The sequence below is a fragment of the Acinetobacter sp. 40AMC3-4 genome, assembly GCF_049898185.1.
Classification (GTDB): Bacteria; Pseudomonadota; Gammaproteobacteria; order Pseudomonadales; family Moraxellaceae; genus Acinetobacter.
On sequence record NZ_JAFCXG010000002.1, the window covers coordinates 403,974 to 424,262 of the forward strand.

Annotated in this window: 25 protein-coding genes and 1 rRNA gene; 18 read left to right on the forward strand and 8 right to left on the reverse strand. The window is 43.1% G+C overall.

Annotation, left to right across the window (positions count from 1 at the left end):
• Positions 1–135: 135 nt before the first annotated feature.
• Positions 136–483 carry a hypothetical protein gene (locus ACP7BU_RS04660; protein WP_311204701.1) on the forward strand — a complete coding sequence of 116 codons (348 nt, stop codon included), beginning with the start codon at positions 136–138 and terminating at the stop codon, positions 481–483.
• A gap of 69 nt (positions 484–552) precedes the next feature.
• On the opposite strand, the gene ACP7BU_RS04665 is transcribed toward ACP7BU_RS04660, so the two are convergent.
• Complete coding sequence (locus tag ACP7BU_RS04665) at positions 553–984, reverse strand: GNAT family N-acetyltransferase (protein ID WP_004645950.1); 432 nt, start codon at positions 982–984, stop codon at positions 553–555.
• Positions 978–2,201, reverse strand: coding sequence for a class I SAM-dependent methyltransferase (locus ACP7BU_RS04670; protein WP_425878623.1), 1,224 nt, complete (start codon positions 2,199–2,201; stop codon positions 978–980). The genes ACP7BU_RS04665 and ACP7BU_RS04670 overlap by 7 nt, the downstream gene beginning before the upstream one ends.
• Before the next feature lie 102 nt (positions 2,202–2,303).
• On the opposite strand from ACP7BU_RS04670, the gene trhA reads away from it, so the two are divergent.
• From trhA to ACP7BU_RS04685, 3 genes are all read left to right on the forward strand, one after another.
• Positions 2,304–2,948 carry a PAQR family membrane homeostasis protein TrhA gene (gene trhA, locus ACP7BU_RS04675; RefSeq protein WP_216986273.1) on the forward strand — a complete coding sequence of 215 codons (645 nt, stop codon included), beginning with the start codon at positions 2,304–2,306 and terminating at the stop codon, positions 2,946–2,948.
• Between the two features lie 142 nt (positions 2,949–3,090).
• Positions 3,091–4,398, forward strand: coding sequence for an MFS transporter (locus ACP7BU_RS04680; protein ID WP_004281697.1), 1,308 nt, complete (start codon positions 3,091–3,093; stop codon positions 4,396–4,398).
• A gap of 132 nt (positions 4,399–4,530) precedes the next feature.
• The gene (locus ACP7BU_RS04685) at positions 4,531–4,932 is read left to right on the forward strand and encodes a hypothetical protein (protein ID WP_004281696.1); all 402 of its coding nucleotides are present in this window, start codon (positions 4,531–4,533) and stop codon (positions 4,930–4,932) included.
• Between the two features lie 24 nt (positions 4,933–4,956).
• On the opposite strand, the gene ACP7BU_RS04690 is transcribed toward ACP7BU_RS04685, so the two are convergent.
• Entirely contained in the window at positions 4,957–5,967 is a 1,011-nt protein-coding gene (locus ACP7BU_RS04690; RefSeq protein WP_425878620.1) for a metallophosphoesterase, read from the reverse strand.
• Between the two features lie 101 nt (positions 5,968–6,068).
• Between ACP7BU_RS04690 and ACP7BU_RS04695 the strand changes: the two genes are divergently transcribed.
• A complete protein-coding gene (locus ACP7BU_RS04695) occupies positions 6,069–7,703 on the forward strand; it encodes a phospholipase D family protein (protein ID WP_425878618.1) in 1,635 nt (544 codons plus the stop codon).
• Positions 7,704–8,051: 348 nt separating this feature from the next.
• Here the strand turns inward: ACP7BU_RS04695 and ACP7BU_RS04700 are convergent, their stop codons facing one another.
• Positions 8,052–8,861 (reverse strand): lysophospholipid acyltransferase family protein, encoded by an 810-nt coding sequence (locus ACP7BU_RS04700; protein ID WP_425878616.1) that lies wholly within the window; start codon positions 8,859–8,861, stop codon positions 8,052–8,054.
• Positions 8,862–9,050: 189 nt separating this feature from the next.
• Between ACP7BU_RS04700 and ACP7BU_RS04705 the strand changes: the two genes are divergently transcribed.
• The 8 genes from ACP7BU_RS04705 (at position 9,051) to ACP7BU_RS04740 (ending at position 13,988) form a co-directional block, all read left to right on the forward strand.
• Positions 9,051–9,182 (forward strand): hypothetical protein, encoded by a 132-nt coding sequence (locus ACP7BU_RS04705; protein ID WP_005104169.1) that lies wholly within the window; start codon positions 9,051–9,053, stop codon positions 9,180–9,182.
• 77 nt (positions 9,183–9,259) lie between these two features.
• Positions 9,260–10,600 (forward strand): ribosome rescue GTPase HflX, encoded by a 1,341-nt coding sequence (gene hflX, locus ACP7BU_RS04710; protein ID WP_425878614.1) that lies wholly within the window; start codon positions 9,260–9,262, stop codon positions 10,598–10,600.
• A gap of 40 nt (positions 10,601–10,640) precedes the next feature.
• Positions 10,641–11,012: a hypothetical protein gene (locus ACP7BU_RS04715; RefSeq protein ID WP_004281691.1), complete on the forward strand. Its 372-nt coding sequence runs from the start codon at positions 10,641–10,643 to the stop codon at positions 11,010–11,012.
• Positions 11,013–11,021: 9 nt separating this feature from the next.
• Positions 11,022–11,696, forward strand: a complete 675-nt coding sequence (locus tag ACP7BU_RS04720; protein WP_004281690.1) for an LrgB family protein — start codon at positions 11,022–11,024, stop codon at positions 11,694–11,696.
• 86 nt (positions 11,697–11,782) lie between these two features.
• On the forward strand, positions 11,783–12,229 hold the full coding sequence (locus tag ACP7BU_RS04725) for a DUF2147 domain-containing protein (RefSeq protein WP_005106118.1): 447 nt from the start codon (positions 11,783–11,785) through the stop codon (positions 12,227–12,229).
• Positions 12,230–12,432: 203 nt separating this feature from the next.
• Positions 12,433–12,882: a DUF2147 domain-containing protein gene (locus tag ACP7BU_RS04730; RefSeq protein WP_005248004.1), complete on the forward strand. Its 450-nt coding sequence runs from the start codon at positions 12,433–12,435 to the stop codon at positions 12,880–12,882.
• A gap of 60 nt (positions 12,883–12,942) precedes the next feature.
• On the forward strand, positions 12,943–13,392 hold the full coding sequence (locus ACP7BU_RS04735; RefSeq protein WP_425878611.1) for a DUF2147 domain-containing protein: 450 nt from the start codon (positions 12,943–12,945) through the stop codon (positions 13,390–13,392).
• 149 nt (positions 13,393–13,541) lie between these two features.
• Complete coding sequence (locus tag ACP7BU_RS04740) at positions 13,542–13,988, forward strand: DUF2147 domain-containing protein (RefSeq protein WP_004281686.1); 447 nt, start codon at positions 13,542–13,544, stop codon at positions 13,986–13,988.
• Positions 13,989–14,040: 52 nt separating this feature from the next.
• Here the strand turns inward: ACP7BU_RS04740 and ACP7BU_RS04745 are convergent, their stop codons facing one another.
• Genes ACP7BU_RS04745 through pdxA form a run of 3 tightly spaced genes read right to left on the reverse strand, consistent with a single transcriptional unit; the run spans position 14,041 to position 16,707 of the window.
• On the reverse strand, positions 14,041–14,886 hold the full coding sequence (locus tag ACP7BU_RS04745; RefSeq protein ID WP_310078432.1) for a symmetrical bis(5'-nucleosyl)-tetraphosphatase: 846 nt from the start codon (positions 14,884–14,886) through the stop codon (positions 14,041–14,043).
• Positions 14,887–14,892: 6 nt separating this feature from the next.
• The gene (gene rsmA / locus ACP7BU_RS04750; protein ID WP_004645966.1) at positions 14,893–15,705 is read right to left on the reverse strand and encodes a 16S rRNA (adenine(1518)-N(6)/adenine(1519)-N(6))-dimethyltransferase RsmA; all 813 of its coding nucleotides are present in this window, start codon (positions 15,703–15,705) and stop codon (positions 14,893–14,895) included.
• 33 nt (positions 15,706–15,738) lie between these two features.
• Positions 15,739–16,707, reverse strand: coding sequence for a 4-hydroxythreonine-4-phosphate dehydrogenase PdxA (gene pdxA, locus ACP7BU_RS04755; protein WP_425878950.1), 969 nt, complete (start codon positions 16,705–16,707; stop codon positions 15,739–15,741).
• A 305-nt stretch (positions 16,708–17,012) separates the two neighbouring features.
• Here pdxA and rplM point away from each other — a divergent pair, with 305 nt between their 5' ends.
• The 5 genes from rplM to ACP7BU_RS04780 all read left to right on the forward strand — a co-directional run bounded on the left by rplM (position 17,013) and on the right by ACP7BU_RS04780 (position 19,930).
• Positions 17,013–17,441, forward strand: a complete 429-nt coding sequence (rplM, locus tag ACP7BU_RS04760; protein ID WP_004281682.1) for a 50S ribosomal protein L13 — start codon at positions 17,013–17,015, stop codon at positions 17,439–17,441.
• A gap of 13 nt (positions 17,442–17,454) precedes the next feature.
• On the forward strand, positions 17,455–17,841 hold the full coding sequence (gene rpsI, locus ACP7BU_RS04765; RefSeq protein WP_004281681.1) for a 30S ribosomal protein S9: 387 nt from the start codon (positions 17,455–17,457) through the stop codon (positions 17,839–17,841).
• Between the two features lie 331 nt (positions 17,842–18,172).
• Positions 18,173–18,826 carry a glutathione S-transferase N-terminal domain-containing protein gene (locus ACP7BU_RS04770; protein WP_153566430.1) on the forward strand — a complete coding sequence of 218 codons (654 nt, stop codon included), beginning with the start codon at positions 18,173–18,175 and terminating at the stop codon, positions 18,824–18,826.
• Positions 18,827–18,835: 9 nt separating this feature from the next.
• Positions 18,836–19,264, forward strand: a complete 429-nt coding sequence (locus tag ACP7BU_RS04775; protein ID WP_191112653.1) for a ClpXP protease specificity-enhancing factor — start codon at positions 18,836–18,838, stop codon at positions 19,262–19,264.
• An 18-nt stretch (positions 19,265–19,282) separates the two neighbouring features.
• Entirely contained in the window at positions 19,283–19,930 is a 648-nt protein-coding gene (locus ACP7BU_RS04780; protein ID WP_425878606.1) for a hypothetical protein, read from the forward strand.
• A gap of 248 nt (positions 19,931–20,178) precedes the next feature.
• Here ACP7BU_RS04780 and rrf read toward each other — a convergent pair.
• A 5S ribosomal RNA gene (gene rrf, locus ACP7BU_RS04785) occupies positions 20,179–20,289 on the reverse strand; the annotation flags it as partial.

Consider the following 20,289-nt stretch of genomic DNA (forward strand, 5'->3'; position numbering starts at 1 on the left):
CGTGTTTCCTCTTTTTTATCTTCTGGATTTGCTTAATGCACTGGATAGACTCATCTGATGACAGATTTCGATCTGCTTTTTGATCAATTTATGTTATAAAGTTACATAAGTTTGATATCCACGTGGGTAAGACCTATGACTGATCACAGTTCACCTGAAAAATCTCCTTGGGGCTGGAAAGCACTTATCATCTTCTGTATTTTAGGTGGATTATTCATGCTTATTTTTTGGCTCGCGATAAGTAATGAACCGGATTACATGCCAAGCCAGCAAAATAAACAAACTACCCAGCAACACGCTTTTAAAAATGCACCGACGATGTCTCCAGAAGCCATTGCCAAAGCGCAAGCAGATCGTGAATCACGTGAAGCTGCCAATACTGCTCATCCAGGTACGACAGCCGCTGAACACAATATGTCAGCTGAAGAACATGCCAATATGGATAATGCCGAGCACAGCTCAAATGCAGCACATGGCCACTGATCCAGATTCAGTCTATGCATAAAAAAGCGAGGTCAATGCCTCGCTTTTTTGTATTTGAAGGGCTGAAAATTAAAGTTTTAAATACATATCAATATGCGGAATACCACAATCCAGATATTCCTCACCTTGAGCTTCAAATCCCAGCGCTTGATAGAAGCCAATGGCATGCACTTGCGAAGATAGCTTGACCAACTCACGCTGCTCTGCACGCGCATAGTCAATCACGGCCTGCATCAAGCGCTGACCAACACCTAAACCGCGTGTTGTTGCTAGGACTGCAACCCGACCGATACTGTTATTTGACAATAAGCGTGCTGTAGCAATCGCCTGATCCTGCTGAAAAACAATGAAATGTACAGCAACCACATCCTCAGCATCCCACTCATCTTCAGCTGCTATATGCTGTTCTTGAATAAATACGGCTTCACGAATCGCTTTGGCATACACTGCCAAAGCTTTCCAGCTGCCGGACACTATTTTCAGTTCTGGGTTGTTTAGCATTTAGAACCAATTCCCTGCTGATCCCACTGGTCATTGAGCAACAATTCCAGTGAATGTTTCTGGATACCATACATCTCTTTTAAGGCCTGAATTTGTGCCAGAACCGCCTGATCAGGTTGTTGATAGTCTTTACGTTTTGTCGCCAGAATCATTTTATTTTTACTGGTATGTTCCAGCGCCACAAATTCAAAAACTTTGGTTTCATAACCATAAGCTTTGAGCAGTAAAGCACGAATGGTATCGGTCAACATTTCTGCCTGCTGTCCGGCATGAATACCAAACTGTAACATCGGGCTGAGGACTTTTGGCGCCTGCAACTGCGGACGCAATTCCTTATGACAACACGGTGCACACATGATCATCTGTGCATTCAGGCGAATCCCGCTATGAATCGCAAAATCTGTTGCTACATCACAGGCATGTAAGGCAATCATCACATCCAGACGTTCTGGCGCATAAGTACGCACATCCCCCTGGAAAAAGTCCAGCTGATCAAAACCAGATTGCTGCGCGACATTCTGGCAGAATTCAACCATTTTCGGATTAAGCTCTACCCCGGTAACATACGGCGTTTGACCATGTTTTTGTATATAGTCATATAAAGCACAAGTCAGATAGCCCTTACCCGAACCAAAATCCACCACGCGCAGGCCTTCAGCCTGTGGCTTAATCTGTGCCAATGCACCTGAGAAGATTTCTACAAACTTATTAATCTGCTTCCATTTACGCGCCATGCTCGGAATGATTTGCGCTTTTTGATCGGTAATACCGAGATATTGGAGAAAGATGCTGTCCTGATCGACATAACGTTGTTTAATCCGGTCATGGCCTTGTTCAGCAGGCTTCACCTGATTCATCGTGGCTTTATGTTTGCTACGCGTTAACATAGCTTTTTTCTTGTTTTTTTTCAGCTGTAATTCTTCATCTACTGTCATCAGATTGGCCTGTTTGCAACACGCCAGTAGTGAAGTAACCTGGAATAATGCTTCATCTAAAGGATAATTTTTCGTGACATCCTGCGTCTTGTAACGATATAGACAGCTCAATACGCGCTGTTCATTTAATGTAATGACTCGCAAGGTCATTTTCTCTAAATCCTGCAGTTCACCTTTATACTGGCTTAAGATCAGGCGATCGAATTGATTCCTTTCAACAGCTTGCTGAAAGGTATCCAAGAATTGCTGTTCCTGATCTGAGAGAGTTGCCAACGTTGACATAGATAAAACCTGAAATGAATTGCGCATCAAGTTTAAATCTTCTTAACCTAAAAGCAAAATTGAATTACTATACAAGTGTATATTTGAAAAAGAATGACATTCATGCAGAATGCTCCACTGGTTCCAGATTATGATCAAAATGAGGAACGGATTAACTATATTAGTCATGGTGTAGGTGCCGGGCTGTCCATTATTGCCGGTATTCTTTTGATTATTAAAGGGTCTTACCTGAGTACTGGACAATGGATTGGTCTTTGGGTTTATGCACTGAGCATGATTCTGTTATTTTCTGCTTCCATGCTTTACCACATGGCCACTGCAGCAGACCGTCGTTATTTTTATAAAAAAATCGATCATACTGCGATTTATTATTTAATCGCCGGAACTTATACCCCTTTCCTATCGATTGCCATTCCGACCGCCAAAGCCCAGTATTTATTGATTGCACTGTGGGTGATTGCCCTTCTTGGTACACTTTTCAAGTTCGTTTTCATTCATCGTTTCCAGAAACTTTCTTTAGCGGCTTATCTGGCCATGGGCTGGCTGGCGCTGCTGGTGATTGATGATATGCAGCAATATTTAAGTGTTCAATCTTTAACCTTTCTCATCATTGGTGGACTCGCTTATACCGTGGGTGCATTGTTTTACGCTTTAAAAAGAGTAAGATATACCCACGCTATCTGGCACATATTTGTATTGATAGGCGCAGGATCACATTTTCTGTCTATCTATCTTTACGTGATTTAATCATCTCCTTTTTCATTTCAGTGACCCTGAGCGAGTTGAAGCGAGAAGATTGCAGTTGTTTTTTTAAAAAATTACGCCTTTTTTAAAAAGATTACGCTTTTAAAACTAAGTTTTTTTATTTTTAGTAAGTGTAAGGTTTTCCATGGCGTCGTCTAATTCTGCTGCTCAGCCAGCACAAAATTCAAAATTTCGCGTTTTAACAGCAAGCTTGGTAGGCACTACAATCGAATTCTTCGATTTTTATATTTATGCCACCGCTGCTGTCATTATTTTTCCGTATCTGTTTTTCCCTACCAGTACAGATCCGATGACCGCAACCATTCAGTCTCTTGCGACTTTTGCCATTGCATTTATTGCCCGTCCGATTGGTGCAGCATTATTTGGTCATTTAGGTGACCGGATCGGACGAAAAGCCACCTTGGTTGCAGCTTTGCTGACTATGGGGATTTCAACCGTTGCGATTGGTCTATTGCCAACTTATGCGCAAATCGGAATTGCTGCGCCACTGTTACTTGCACTGTGCCGTTTAGGTCAGGGCTTGGGTCTGGGTGGTGAATGGTCAGGTGCGGTACTTCTTGCAACTGAAAATGCCCCGGAAGGCAAACGTGCCTGGTATGGCATGTTCCCGCAACTGGGTGCTCCGATCGGCTTTATTCTGGCAACAGGTTCTTTCCTGACGCTTGGCGCTTTCATGTCTGAAGCTGACTTTATGGCTTGGGGCTGGCGTATTCCGTTTATCTCAAGTGCCTTGTTGGTAATTGTCGGTTTATGGATCCGTTTAAAACTGCATGAAACGCCTGCTTTCCAGAAAGTGCTGGATAAACAAAAAGAAGTAAATGTTCCTTTTGTTCAAGTGTTCAAAAAGCACTCTCGTATGCTAGTTCTGGGTACGATTGCTGCAATCTGTACATTTGTTGTGTTCTACCTTACTACGGTATTTGCATTGCAATGGGGAACCAAACAACTCGGTTATTCCCGTGAAGAATTCCTGCAATTGCAGTTAGTTGCAACCCTGTGTTTTGCTGCATTCATCCCGCTTTCAGCAGTATTGGCAGAGAAATTTGGCCGTAAGACTACTTCCATTGCGGTATGTGTCATTTCTGCGATCTTCGGTATCTTCTTTGCAGATATGCTTGAATCTGGCAGCACCTTGGTGGTGTTCCTGTTCTTGTGTATTGGTCTGGCGATTATGGGCTTAACTTATGGGCCAATCGGTACTGTATTGTCTGAAATCTTCCCGACTTCAGTACGTTACACGGGTTCTGCATTGACCTTTAACTTGGCAGGCATTTTCGGCGCATCATTTGCACCGTTAATCGCAACCAAGCTGGCAACAGCCTATGGTTTATCTGCAGTCGGTTATTATCTGACCGCAGCATCTATCCTGTCACTTGTCGCGTTTTTGCTGATTCGTGAAACCAAGAATGATGATGTAAATAATCAGATCTAAGATTTTAGATTGATTCAAAAGCCAGCACTTGATGCTGGCTTTTTTTATGATTTCACAACAAAACTCGGCTACTTATCTCGTTAAATTTGCTCAACAATCAAATGAACTCAATTCAAAAAATGAGGCAAGGCCATGCAGGATCTTATTGAATACCTATCGCAGGAGCAGTTGGTCAATATCATTATTTTGCTGGAAGATGATAAAAAATTAGAAGCTGTTCGCTATATCACCGAGAATACGCCCTTGGATGAAGCTCAGGCACTGCAAGTGATTGATGAAATTGTGCGGGAACATGATGTGGTCATGAAGCATGAAAGTACCGGTCCACGCTTTAGTGATGATGCCGCTGATATCGACCTGGTGACACCACCACTGGAAATCCCCACCCATCCTAGTTTGAGCACATCCACAGAAGCTGAAATTACTGCACAGCAATTACGTGAAAATGTGCCAACCCGAAAAATCGAAAAGAAAATTTGGATGATGGCGGCCGTCGCGGTGGTGTTATTGATTCTGGTCTGGATCATCAGTTAACGCGGTACAGCACGTCGACTGAATTTAAATCAGTTCAATAATATCAATGGTAGGCGGCACCCGGAAACGGAAAGGCACGCCGACCAAGCCGGTACCGACAGTAACGAACACATCTGCATGTTCATGGCGGTACATGCCCTTTTTATGTCCCAAAATTGAAACCTTTTTCATGACGTAATTAGTTAGCCAAGGCAGCTCTACCTGTCCGCCATGAGTATGCCCGGACAGCATCAGAGGGCGCGTCGGCAGTTTGGGAATCATATCGACCGTATCCGGGTTATGCGAAAGAATGACCCAAGGCTTGTCCTGAGGCAAGTCTGGCAAACTGCGCATATCGGCTTTTCCAGCCCAGAGATCACCCACGCCCAAAAGTCGGAATTCATCAAATTCGACAATTTGACCTTCGATATCCATGACCTGATTGACTTGCAGTGCATAGTGCAACAGTTCGCGAATCGGCGGTCCGGGATATTGCTCGTCATGGTTACCATTGACTGAATAGACCGGAGCGTGAATCTCTTTTAAAACTGCCAATTCCTGTGCCAGTTTATTTTCTGGCTCGTAAGTCCAGTCGCCAGCAACCACCACCAAATCAGGTTGAATATGATTTAATTTGTGTACAATTTGTCGCAACTGACGCTCATGACCCGAAAACAGACCGATATGCAAATCTGCAATCAGGGCGATTTTCACCGGCTGCTTTAAACGTTTATCTGCATTGATCTGATATTGTGTCGTTTTCACTTGAATTAAATGCGGCTCGATAAAGCGTGCATAAGTCAAAACCCCACTGAGCAAAAATACAAAAATGGCTTCATGCAGCGAATAATACCCCGTCCATCCAGCATAAATACTGAAGAAAACCAAAGGGATTAATAAATAGGCAAGATAAAACGCCAGCAAATGACCAAAAGCTTTAAAGGGATGAATGGTTTCGGTACGTGATTGGCTCGACCATGCCTGAGCCACAGCCCAGATGACTAAAATCGCCATTCCCAAGTAAAAATAAAACAGTACGGAATTCGAATCCCACATAAATTGGCCTTATTCAGTCGAGCAGCAGATTACTGGCTTTATATTTATCTTTTCATAGCTGGCAATTATACTCAATTCTAATTTTTCATTCTTCGACTTATATGGCCACTGCTCCCCGCGATCAAGTTCATCTTCAATCCTCAGGTTTTATGCGCACTCATCGCTATAAAGCCGGCATTTTACTGAGCTGTAGCCTGGTACTGGGTCTGCCTGCATGTAGCACCTTACCCAAGCAAACCGAACAGCCAAGCCAGATGGCATTTGAAACGGATACATCGCAAACCAGCCTGGCACAAATTGTTGAACCTTTACGTGATCAGAACATCGGGTTGACTGGTTATCGCGTGCTGTATGATCCGCTTGAAGCACTGGCTGCGCGGATTCAGCTGATTAATAAAGCGGAACGTAGTCTGGATCTGCAATATTACATCTGGGATAACGACCGGATCGGTTCCCTCGCCCTGCATGCGATTATTCAGGCAGCAGATCGTGGCGTAAAAGTGCGCCTGCTGATGGATGACAATAATGCCAAGAAAATGGAAGGGATTTATCTGGCCTTAAACCAGCATCAAAATATCGATGTCAAACTGTATAATCCCTATCGCTTTCGTAAATACCGCGCCATGGACATGGTGCTGGATTTAAAGCGCATTAACCGCCGCATGCACAATAAAAGCTTTATTGCCGATAACCAGATTGCCTTGATTGGCGGGCGCAATATGAGTAACCAGTATTATAATGTCAGTGAAAGCTATCAGTTCTCTGATGTCGATGTGATGCTGGTCGGTGCGGCATCGGATGAAATCATTCATTCCTTCGATGAATACTGGAATGATGATTATGCCTATCCGGTGCAAGAGGTTGTGAATCCACGGCATCATGCTTTACGTTTTCCAAGCTTAAAACAGCAGCTAGAAACCCATAGTCAGGATCCAGCGACTCAAAATTATCTGGATCTGGCCAATCGTTCCAGAGCCTTTGACCAATGGCTGGAACAAAACATTCAGCTGGATTGGGTTGAAGCCGAAGTAGTCAAAGACCCACCGAGCAAAATCAAAGCCAAAGCCAAAACCGAAGAACATCTCAATTTCCAGTTATTACAGCGTCTGGAAAAACCTGAACAAAGTGTCGATATTGTCTCTGCCTATTTTGTCCCGGAAAAAATTGGTGCAGACCGTTTAAAGAAACTGGCGAATGAGAATATCAAGGTTCGCGTCCTGACCAACTCTTTTAAGGCCAACGACGTTGCCGTGGTGCATGCCTTTTATGCCAAATATCGTCAGGATCTATTGGAAAATGGGGTGCAGCTGTATGAGTTCTTGGCAGCGCCAGAAGCCAATCACCTAAATGCCAATACTGAGGAAATTTCGAAAAAAGCTAAAGTCAGCCTGAAAGGACTGAGCCGTTCCAGCCTGCATGCCAAACTGATGGCACTGGATCAAAAACAGGTGTTTATTGGTTCTTTTAACTTTGATCCGCGTTCAGCCTATTTGAATACTGAAATTGGTGTGTTGCTGAACAGTCCGTCTTTAGCACGTGCAGTACACGACACCATGGACAAAAATTTAAGCAAATATGCGTATAAACTGGTGCTCGATGCGAATCAGAACATTAACTGGAAAATCAAGAAAGCCAATGGTGAGGTTCAAACCTTTAGTAAAGAACCAAAAATGAAATGGTATCAGAAAGCTGGACTTAAACTGTTGTCGTGGCTGCCGATTGAAGGTTTTATGTAAGCTTGATTCTTTGAACAACAATCCTAAAAAGTTTCTTATGGAATAATGGCGTCAATTAACGAGTTTAGAAAAAACTCCTTAATTATTTTCAGTGAACAACAGCATCTTTTCATTTTAAATTAAACGATTATAGTCTATATGCTACTTTTGTTTCGGCAAAAGTAGCCAAAACCATTTTTCACCCGCAAAACTCGTCCACTATGATCAACAATCAGATTCATCGCAAAAACAATCATTTTTTAATATCGTCCTGCCTCAGACAGTTGCGGGTGACGTTTCCACGTATCCTCTATAATCCATGTATAAAAAAATTAAAGTCGATCAATTTACAAACTAACTCGGATTATCTTATTGAGGCTTTTTTAATACCCGTGACTGAAGTTCAACCAAACCTGTCTGCATTTTTTCCTGGACCACACGGGTGAGGCTTTCAACTGTATGCCCTTCCGTGCTAATTGCAGGTAAAGCCACTAAATGTGCAATGACTTGCGGCATTTCCAGTACTTTTTTGACATGGGCGGCAAAACTGATGTCATTGACAAACGGCGCAACCATATCCAGGTCGCCCTGCTGATTCACATAACAAATCAGACAGATTTGTACAGGACGCTGCGCTTCAATCGCGGCACCTAAAATCCGGCCATGCACTTTTTTGATGGCTCGCCCATCAGAAGTCGTCGCTTCAGGAAAGAACAGCACCGGAATATTCTGTTTGAGAAAACCGGTAATTTGTTCACGGATCCTGACTGAATCTCCTGAACCACGTTTAATAAATAAAGTACCCCCACCCTTGGCCAATTTGCCTAGAATTGGCCAGTTCTCAATTTCTGCTTTCGCCAGAAAAAATACGCGTGCCCCTGAACCCAGAACTGCAATATCGAGCCAGGACACATGGTTACTGACCCATAAGGCGGGTTCACGCGGAATCTCGCCATGTACCCGCACTTCGATATTGAATACTTTGCATAACTGGCGGCAAAAATGTTGCACATAGCGAGTATTGGTCGGGTTATTCGGATTTTTATATAAGCCATGACGAAAAACCAAATAGAACCCCTCACTGATGGTGGCCAATGAGGCGGTAATTTTCCGGCTATACAGAAAAAACTTGGCCAAGCCTTCGATATCTGGAGTCTGGTTTTGTACAGTTGAGTTCATAAAAACGTCATTAAATCCTAAGCGAGATACAGGGAATATCCACGAATTAAACTCATTCTATACTGTTCATTCGCAACTTGCATTGATAATAAAAATCGACCAATAACATCTATATCTTCAATTTTAATTGGATTAAAAAATCATTCAAAATAAAACTATCGAAATATTAGATTGAAAAGGATCGTAGCCATGCCAGATCAAACCCAGCCCGCGAACGACACACCTCCGCCTTTACAAGTGCTCAAATATATTTTGGGCGGCACCTTCATCTATGCCGTGGTACTGGTAACACTTGCACAACTGTTTATCAGCGCACTTTAAACCAAAGCCGCGCTAATTCGGTATCTGCTCAGCCCTTTTTCAACTACACTAAAGTTTTCAAGTGGAGATTGGCCTGAGTGGAATATTTACAACAACATCGAGGGAAAGAGCACGTCATTCTGGTGAGTGTCAGCGTACAGATGCTGGAAGACCTTGATGCTGAAGAGTTTCGTTTGCTGGCACAGTCTGCAGATGCTGAAATTCTGGAACATATTTATGCTCAGCGGGTGAAACCCGATGCCAAATTTTTTATCGGCTCCGGCAAGGCAGAAGAAATTGCTGAACGTGTTGAGGAACTGGATGCCAATCTGGTTATTTTTGACCATGCTCTAACCCCAGCCCAAGCCCGAAATCTGGAACAGGTGATCAAATGCCGTGTGGTCGATCGTACCGAACTGATTCTGGATATTTTTGCCCAGCGTGCACGTACCTACGAAGGCAAGCTGCAAGTTGAACTGGCACAATTACAGCATTTATCTTCGCGCTTGATTCGTAGTCGTGGCAATCTCGATAGCCAGAAAGGCGGGATCGGTTTGCGTGGTCCGGGTGAAACCCTGCTGGAAACAGATCGGCGCTTGCTACGTATCCGTATGGGGCAACTCAAGGCACGTATTGATAAAGTCCGCCAAACCCGGATGCAAGGCCGTGTTGCCCGTCAAAAAGCAGCTGTTCCAACAGTATCTTTAGTCGGTTATACCAATGCCGGCAAGTCGACCCTGTTTAACTTACTCGCCAACAGCGATGTTTATGCAGCCGATCAGCTGTTTGCCACTTTGGACCCAACCTTACGGCGTCTGGAATGGGATGGAATCGGCAATCTGGTACTGGCCGATACGGTAGGTTTTGTCCGTAATCTTTCCCATTCACTGGTAGAATCCTTTAAGGCAACGCTGGAAGAAACCGTTGAAGCCACACTGTTACTGCATGTGATTGATTCAAGTAGCCCAGAGATGCTGGAACAGATTGAAGCCGTTGACAAAGTGCTGAAAGAAATTGGGGCCGATGTTCCCATCCTTCAGGTCTACAATAAAATTGACTGTAGCGGTGAAGAAGCCAAAATTATTTATCGACGCCCGGGCGAACCGGAACGGGTCTATGTCTCGGCACATAGTGGCGAAGGTATCGACCTGCTGCGTAAAGCGGTACATGAGTCCTTGATGGGGCAACTACAGTCCTTCGATTTAATCCTGAAACCTGCCTACGGCAAGCTGCGTAACCAGCTCTATGGTCTGAATGTGATTCAGTCTGAACATTATGATGATGAAGGCCAACTGCATCTGCACATTCGAATTGCGCCACAAAAACTGGAACAATTGATTAAACAGGCGCATTTACCCTTGGATGAAATTCTGGGCAAACAGGCGCAGCAGTTTCAACGTCCACTGGAAGCGTTTGAAATCCAGTCAAAGATCGAGTAAAACTTGATAAGTAAACTTATTAATATTAATGATTATAGCAATGAACTGGATAAAACGAATAGATTGGCCAGCATGGATCGGCACCCTGTTACTTATTATTGTCTTTCGGGAAGCTTCGGTTTGGTTAATGACCCAACTGAATCATCCTGAATTAGGCAATCTGGTCGGGTTATTGAGCCTTTTAATTGCGCTGTTTACCTGGCGCTACTTTGGCAAACTCCCCGCTCGCCTCGTGGATACCAATAACAAATTAATGAAGGAAAGTGCCTTTGCTTTCCTGCCTGTCAGTGCAGGTGCACTGATGATGCTGGTACATATGGGCCAGAAAATTCCGGCCTTTCTGTTCATCATGTTTTTCAGCACCCTGATTCCTTTATGGATTTACGCCAAAATGGCCAAGCGCTGGTTATAGGAGTTCCGCATGTTATCTATTTTGTATGGCTTTGCGGTTACGCTCAGCGCCTATCTGATTGCCAAACCCTGTAACCGGTTCATACCGCAAATTCCCGTCATCGTGTTCAGCATGTTCTTTGTACTGGTGATTTTATTTGTGCTGGGCATTCCCTATGAAAATTACATGGATGAAGTTAATCCGCTTTTCAACCATTTACTCGGCTATGTGACCGTCGCCCTGGCGATCCCTCTGGCCGCGATGCGCTACGATGACTTGCCGCTCAAAGCCATTATCGGCATTTTGGTTTTTGCCAGTATCAGTGCTGTCGCCTTGCCGATGGGACTGGCTTATCTGCTGCATATGTCCTCTGCAGATATTATGGCGTTTGCTACCCGCGCAGTGACCACTCCAATTGCGATTAATATTGCCACCTTGCTGGATGCACCCATCAGCATGGTCATTCTGATCGTGATTCTTTCTGGCGTGATTGGTGCAGCTTTTTCTCCATTTATTCTGAGACATATTAATGATGAACGTGCCTCCGGATTGGCTTTAGGACTGGCCGCACATGCCATCGGCACAGCTCAGGCCTGGCAGCGCGGCAGTGTTGCAGGTCGTTATGCTGCTTTTGGCATGGCGGTAAATGCGGTCTTTACCGCGATCTGGTTGCCAACTTTTATACTTTATTTGCAAAAAATGTGACTAGTGAATCAAATTATTCATTTGTTTTATAGGGTAATCGTTCTTACTATAGAGTAAGAACACTAATCTCACCTAGGAACAGATATATGAAAAAGGTTCAATTCTTTTCAACTTTACTTTTAGCCTCTTTCAGCCATCTGGCTTTGGCCTCTGACCTTTCAGGGACATGGAGAAATATTGACGACAAAACTGGTTCACCTAAAGCATTCCTCGAAATTCGTGAGACGGCTTCCGGCGTCTATGCTGCCAAGATCACAAAAATCACCCCGCGTCCTGGATATACCCCGAAAGAAAACTGTGTGTCCTGTCCTGCACCTTATACCAATAAACCTATTCTCGGCCTGGATGTGCTCACTGGCTTAAAGCACGTCGGCAATAACAGTTTTGCTCAAGGCAAGCTGCTTGATCCATTATCAGGGAATCTTTATAACACCAAGGCAAAATTAAGTGCCAATGGGAAACGTCTTATTCTACGTGGTTATATCGGGGTATCAGCCCTTGGCCGTAGTCAAACCTGGATTAAGCAGGATTAATTCCTGCTTAATTAAAAAAATGTGATGGAGTTATGCTTTAGTAGATAGAAGCTTGCATTTTAATGCATTAAGTTGTATGAATATTAAACATATGCTTTTTTCATGCAATATAGATTATGAAAGTGTATTAACGTAGTTTGCATCATCGTTCACCACATGGAATTAGGTGAATGTTCATAAAAAAATAAGGATAAGGATATCGCATGTATAAAATCGCAATTTTAACTGTTTTTTCAGCTTCTTTATTCACAGGCTCTATGGCTTTTGCTCAGGAGTTATCTGGTCTCTGGCAACAGATTGATGATAAAACTGGTTCACCTAAAGCATTGATTGAAATGAAAACTCAGGCTGATGGCTCGTATACCGGAACGATTACTAAAGTCACACCTCGCCCAGGTTATACACCACGAGAAAAATGTGTCAAATGTCCATCACCTTATACCGATAAACCGATTTTGGGATTAGACGTTATTAAAGGACTGAAACCCACCACCAAAAATAACTATGCACATGGCCGGGTACTCGATCCACTCACCGGCAAAATTTATGATTTAAAAGGGCGGATTTCTGCCAATGGGAAACGACTGACTTTACGTGGATATATCGGAATATCTGCGATTGGTCGCACACAAACCTGGATTCGCCAGGATTAATAAAAACAGCACTTTTGTGTTGAGGATATTTTATTCATCTATAAAAAAGGAATAAATATAATGAAACAAACTAAATTAGGATTAATGTTCATCGCTGCACTGATGACTGGGACTGCTTATGCGCAGGATCTGACTGGCATCTGGCAGCAAATTGATGATAAAACCGGCTCACCAAAAGCGATTATTGAAATTCGTCAAAATGATAATGGGACTTTTGCTGGAAAAATTATTAAAGTAACTCCACGTCCAGGCTATACCCCACAGAAAACCTGTAGTAAATGTCCTGCACCTTATACCAACCAGCCGATCTTGGGCATGGATGTATTGACTGGCTTAAAACATGTGGAAGGCACCAATAATTATGAGAAAGGTAAAGTGATTGATCCATTAGCAGGTAAAATTTATGATGCTCGAGTGCGTCTGAATGCCAATGGCAAACGTTTAACCTTACGTGGTTATGTCGGTGTGTCCGCTTTAGGCCGTAGCCAGACCTGGATTCGCCAAGATTAACACCTAATTCTCATTATTCGAAAAAGCTGCCAACTTGGCAGCTTTTTTTATAGTGCATCAACTCTATAGTATTCAGATAAGTGTTGACTATTTTAGTAAGATTTCTAACATGAGCGGGCGATGATAAAAATTCTTTGGAATGACTCTCTATGTTTAAAAAAATATTACTTGCCGCGCTTACAGCAGGATGTATGACCAATCTTTGGGCAGACGATATTACCGGGACCTGGCAACAAATTGATGATAAAACGGGAGCGGCTAAAGCGATTATCGTTATTAGCAAAGAAGCAAATAATACCTATTCAGGCAAAATTGTAAAAATCACGCCTCGCCCAGATTATAATCCACGTGAAAAATGCAATAACTGCCCTGCACCTTATACCAATCAGCCTATTTTAGGCATGACCATTTTAAAAGGCCTAAAACTGGTTGAAGGCACCAAGAACTATGACAAAGGTCGTATTATCGACCCATTGGCAGGTAAAATTTATGATGCAAAAATGCGTTTAAACAATACCGGTAAACGTTTAACCTTACGTGCCAGCATTGGCGTTTCAGTTCTAGGCCGTAACCAGACCTGGATTCGAGCAGACTAAATTTTAAAACTAAAAAAGCCACGTAATCACGTGGCTTTTTTAATAGCTTTACTTACATCACCGGATTATCTACTGCAAACATCTGCTGATCTTCTAGGCGGAATGCCATCAGTTGATTGCCCCAGACACAACCGCCATCTACATTCTGAATCTTGTTCGAAATGGTTTTACCGTTCAAAGCGGCCCAGTGACCAAACAGGATCTGATGAGTTTGTGCTGTCTGTGATTCAAACTCAAACCAGGGTCTGAAGCCTTCTGGCATTGGATCATTCAGTGAATCTTTAAAACTATATTCCAGACGTCCCTCAGCGTCAGTTAAACGCATTCGGGTGAGGTAGTTCACGATACAGCGAATACGTTCATGGCCTTGTAGCTGATCCGACCAAAGTGCGGGTTCTTTCCCGAACATTTCTTTCAGGAAATCATCCAGCACATCAAAGTCATCATGAGCCATGATCGCTTCAACTTCTTGGGCCAATTGCGCAGTTTTTTCTGCACTCCAGATATTCGGAATCCCAGCATGCGTCAGAATGGTCTGCTCATTCGGAAATAGACACATTGGCTGTTTTCGCAGCCAGTCAATCAAGTCATCACTGTCGATCGCATCAATCACATCACGGACATTGTCTTTTTCTTTCACCGGTTTGATGCCGCGGGCATAAGCCAGCAAAGTCAAATCATGATTTCCCAAGACCGTCGCAGCCGCACCTTGTTCAGCCAGCTTTTTGATAAACCGCAACGCTGCAATTGAGTTTTCACCACGTGCAACCAAATCTCCAGCAAACCAGATAAAATCTTGTTCTGCATCAAACTGGATTTCTTTAAGCAAAGCTTTCAAGGCCTCAAAACAGCCTTGAACATCACCAATCACATAATTATATCGAGCAGTACGGTTCATCGTAATTTAAGCCACCATTTGATCTGAAAGTGCAACAAACTGTTCAAGGGTCAGGGTTTCTGGACGCGCCATCGGGTCAACACCCGCTTTTTCAAAACCCTCCTCAACCAGCATACCCTTCAAGCTGTTACGCAGAGTTTTACGACGCTGGGTAAATACATGCGATACCAGACGTGCTAGCGCTTTTTCATTCTTCGCCACAATCGGTTTAACTTTATAAGGCTCCAAACGGAACACTGCTGAGGTCACTTTTGGTGGTGGATTAAAAGATCCAGGTGGCACTTCGAACAAGAAAGTCGGTTTACAGAAATATTGAATCATCACCGACAGACGGCCATACTCCTTGGTATTGGGTGATGCGGTAATGCGGTCCACCACTTCTTTTTGCAGCATGAAATGCATGTCTTGCACTTTGTCACCAAATTCCAAGAGATGGAATAATAGTGGCGTTGAAATATTATAGGGCAAGTTACCGACGACACGTAATGGACGATCTTCCTGGAACAATTGAGAATAATCATATCTCAATGCATCGGCTTCAATAATGGTTAAACGTTCAGGATGCGGCACACGACCCGGCAGGCCAGCAGCCAGATCACGATCCAGCTCAAGTACGGTTAAGGCATCACATTCACCAATTAAAGGTGAAGTCAAAGCGGCCAGACCCGGGCCAATTTCCAGAATGTTCTGACCTGGACGCGGATTGACTGAGCGTACAATTTTGGCAATGACACGCTGGTCATGTAAAAAGTTTTGACCAAATCTTTTTCGAGCCTGATGCCCTTCATCTTTTGGGTTTAAGGCATTAATTTGATACATAAAAACATTTCCAACGTGAGTGATGAACAATAATCAGTGGCGCGCCAGATCGAGGGCTAAATCGACAGCAACGTGCAGGCTGGAACTTTTCGCAAGTCCCGTCCCCGCAAGGGAGAGTGCTGTGCCATGATCAACAGAAGTTCGAATAAACGGTAAGCCGAGGGTAATATTAATGGCTTCACCAAAGCCCTGTGATTTTAACACAGGTAAGCCCTGATCGTGATACATCGCCAGAACAGCATCAGCATCTTTTAGGTTTTCTGGAGTAAATAAAGTATCAGCAGGCAGGCTTAAACTCATGTTGATACCTTGGGCACGATAGCTTTCGAGTACCGGATTGATCACTTCAATTTCTTCCATCCCCAAATAACCGCCCTCCCCGGCATGCGGATTTAAACCGCAAACCAGTATATTCGGCTGTTCAATCTTGAATTTGGATTTCAGGTCGTGAATCAGAATATCAATCACCTGATGCAAGCGTTCAGGCGTAATCGCATCTGCCACGGCACGAAGCGGAAGATGGGTAGTGGCCAAGGCCACGCGTAAAGTTTTGGTGGCCAGCATCATGACTACACGTGGAACACCAGCAAATTCCTGGTAATACTCGGTATGACCACTAAAAGAAATGCCCGCTTCATTTATCACGGACTTTTGTACAGGCGCAGTCGCGACGCCGACACTTTTTCCTGACATGGCATAGTCTGCGGATCGACGCAGTTGCTCCAGTACATAAGCCGCATTGTTCGGATTCAGCTCACCCAATACGACGTCTTGCTGCACGGGAACATGCTCTACAAATAGCTGACCGATGCCTGAAGATGACTCCTGTCCTTGATATTCAATCAGCTCAACCGATAATTTGAGTATCTGAGCACGTTGCTCGAACATATGAATATCCGCCAATACCACAATTGGGCGCTCATCAACACGATCTGCAAGACTCAGGCAAATATCAGGACCAATTCCGGCAGGTTCCCCACTGGTGACATATAAAGGCAGCATCATCTTCTCAATTTGGCAAAGCTGAGAAATATTATAACCCGATCACGCCTACGCTGTAGTAATCATTGCAAAGAGTACTTATAAATCAATATTTTGATACCATTGAAACTATGGTTACAAATATAGTTGCAGTTTTTGTAGCATATAAAGGCTTAGGTCTTTCTTTCACCAGGGAGATTAGATAAAATACAGCGCTTGAAATTTTAATTTTCATTTGTGATTCTTCACGTATTCGTTTAGAATCGCGTCTCCTTTAGTTTGGACAGATTCCATAGTCCAAACCAACTATAATAGGTAGTGGTTTAATGAAAACTCTCAGCGCTAAGCCAGCTGAAGTTCAACACGACTGGTACGTTGTTGATGCTTCTGGCAAAACTTTAGGTCGCCTTGCGACTGAAATCGCTCGTCGTTTACGCGGTAAGCATAAAACTTCTTATACTCCTCACGTTGACACTGGCGACTACATCGTTGTTATCAATGCTGAAGAAATCACTGTGACTGGTAAAAAGTCACAAGATAAGAAATACTATCGCCACACTGGTTTCCCTGGTGGTATCCGTGAGACTAACTTTGAAAAGTTAATCGCTCACAAACCAGAAGCAGTTCTAGAAAAAGCTGTTAAAGGTATGTTACCTAAAGGTCCTCTTGGTTATGCAATGATCAAGAAAATGAAAGTGTATGCAGGTACTGAGCATCCACACGCTGCTCAACAGCCACAAGTTTTGGACATCTAAGGGATAACAGCACATGGCTACTAATTATGGTACAGGTCGCCGTAAGACCGCAACTGCACGTGTTTTCCTATCAGCTGGTACTGGTAAACTCGTAATTAACAACCGTACTCTTGAACAGTATTTCGGTCGTGAAACTGCTCGTATGGTTGTTAACCAACCACTTGAGCTTCTTGAAGCTACTGACAAATATGACCTTTACATCACTGTTGCTGGTGGTGGTATTGGTGGTCAAGCAGGCGCTATCCGTCACGGTATTACTCGTGCATTGATCGCTTCTGACGAAACTTTAAAACCTGCTCTTCGTCAAGCTGGTTTCGTTACTCGTGATGCTCGTGAAGTTGAACGTAAGAAACTTGGTTTACGTAAAGCTCGTAAACGTCCTCAGTTCTCTAAACGTTAATTCGTTTACCGAATCGGACAAAAAACCCTGGATTTTCCAGGGTTTTTTTATGGCGGTTAGTGGGTCATTTAGAACTTTTTTCTTGTTATTGTTCATGTACATCCTTACCCCATACCCCTTCGTGACACCAGAATGACTTCATCAAATAATAATTTGCGATCCCAATACAGATAAACAGCAAAATGACAGGAAGCTTGATCAGCATCTTATTTTCCTCCAGTTGTTTTTCTTATAATCTACCTCGGCTCAAGCCGATTGATCTTTGATGCTTGGTGCTTTTTAGGTTGAATTTTAGTATCCTAGTCTATTCATTAGAAGCTCATCAGGATTTATGTCAGTCGAAAGCGCGCCTCTTCAAGGAATCACTCTCTATAGTCATGCCGATGACTTTCGTTCCCATTGGATTCGCTATGTGCTTACCGAAAAACAGATTAAATATAACCTGATTTTGGTGGATGCCGATGATGAGGATCTGGCCAGTCTCAATCCTTATAATCAATTGCCGATGCTGATCGAAAATGAACTTAAATTATTTAATACTTCGATTATCTCAGAATATGTAGATGATCGTTATCGTCAGAATAAACTGTATGCCGATGCTCCAATGCCCCGCGCAGAGCAACGACAATACATCTGGCGCTTTGAAAATGACTGGTTAAAGCTGGCTGATATCATGTTACGCCATCCTGATACGCTGGATAAGAAAGCGAGAACTCAGGCACAAAAGCAGTTACAGGATATCCTGATTTCACTGATGCCACTCTTCCAGCATTTTCCCTATTTTATGTCTGAACAATTTAGTATCCTGGATTGTATGCTGGCACCAATTTTTATCCGTCTGAAACAGATGGGTGTAGAATTACCACAGCAGCAATGCCGTCCGTTTTATTTATATTGCCAACGAATTTTTAGTCGTCCTGCCTTTGTGAAATCCATGACATTGCAGGAAAAGAACCGTTATTCAGTGCAACTCAAACATCCATAGAGAAACATCATGTCCGAACAAGAATTCAACCTTAGCCCTACCCGTCCCTATATGGCACGTGCAATCTATGAGTGGGTTTGCGATAACAATATGACGCCTTACCTGCTGGTGGATGCCACACGCCCAAATACCATGGTTCCTGAGCAGTTTATTAAAGATGGACAGATTGTTCTGAATATTGTGCCACATGCCGTGCATGCGCTGCATATGAGCAATGATGCCATTAGCTTCTCGGCTCGCTTTGGTGGCGTTTCTCGTGATATTTATGTTCCTATGGCAGCAGTACTCGGTATTTATGCACGTGAAAATGGTCAAGGTTTATTCTTTGATCCAAGTGAATATGAGCATACACAAAATGATGAAGATGCTTTAAAATCAAGCACTGAAGAACAAACTGAACAACCAAAGAAAAAACCGACTTTAAGACTATTAGATTAAAAATAATGGAGCAAGTGAATGGCTTTTGATTTAGTACAATATTTTGTTGAACAGATAGAGACTCAAAAGCCTGAGCTTCTAAAAGACTATACAAAAGAAGAAAGACGAAAATATATATCAGAAATCAATGCCTTAACTTTAGGTAAACTTATTACTGAATGGCGTCATAACCCACAAAAAATTTATAATGAAATCAACCATCCTGATGAATTATATATCCTGGAAATCGTGCGTCATCTCGCTACCAGTCCGGAAAATCAATCTACCTTGGATCGAGCTCAGCTTGAGCACAGTACTTCAGAAATTTTTCATTTACAACTTATCGAATTAAAACAACTGCATGATACCGGCAATCATAATATCCATAGCATCCAGGAATTACTGACCGGGCAAATTGAACATTTATCTGGTCAAGCAGATGATTGGGTTTGGACAACAAACAAGCTAACAGAACTCAAAGGCTCTAAACCAATTGTGCAAGAAGAGCTATCATTGGAAGCATCAATGAAGGAGTTTAATCAAATGTTAAGCCAGAATCAGCAGCATCAAGATGTCGAAGAAGTCATTGTTATCAATACCCCAACATGGGCAAAGATTGCTGAGCCCATCGTAGCGATTGCCATTCTTTGGGTATTAATCGCAGCCGTAATGCGTGTATTCGGCTAAAATGGTCTGCAATAAAAAAACCAGCGAATCGCTGGTTTTTTATTTTGTAAAATTTATAAGATCAGCTTGTAAACTCTTATAGCGCTAGCTTTACAGAGATCCCAATAGATCAAACAAATCGACAGGACTCATCCGCCTCAGAAGAATCTGATTAGCTTCGAGATATAAATACGTTAAAGATCTTATCTAAAAACCCGCGCATAAAAAAACACCCCCGGCCTTATGGTCGGGGGTGTTTAGGAATAATGAGCTGGCGATGACTTACTCTCACATGGGTAACCCCACACTACCATCAGCGCTAAGAGGTTTCACTTCTGAGTTCGGGAAGGGATCAGGTGGTTCACTCTTGCTATGGTCGC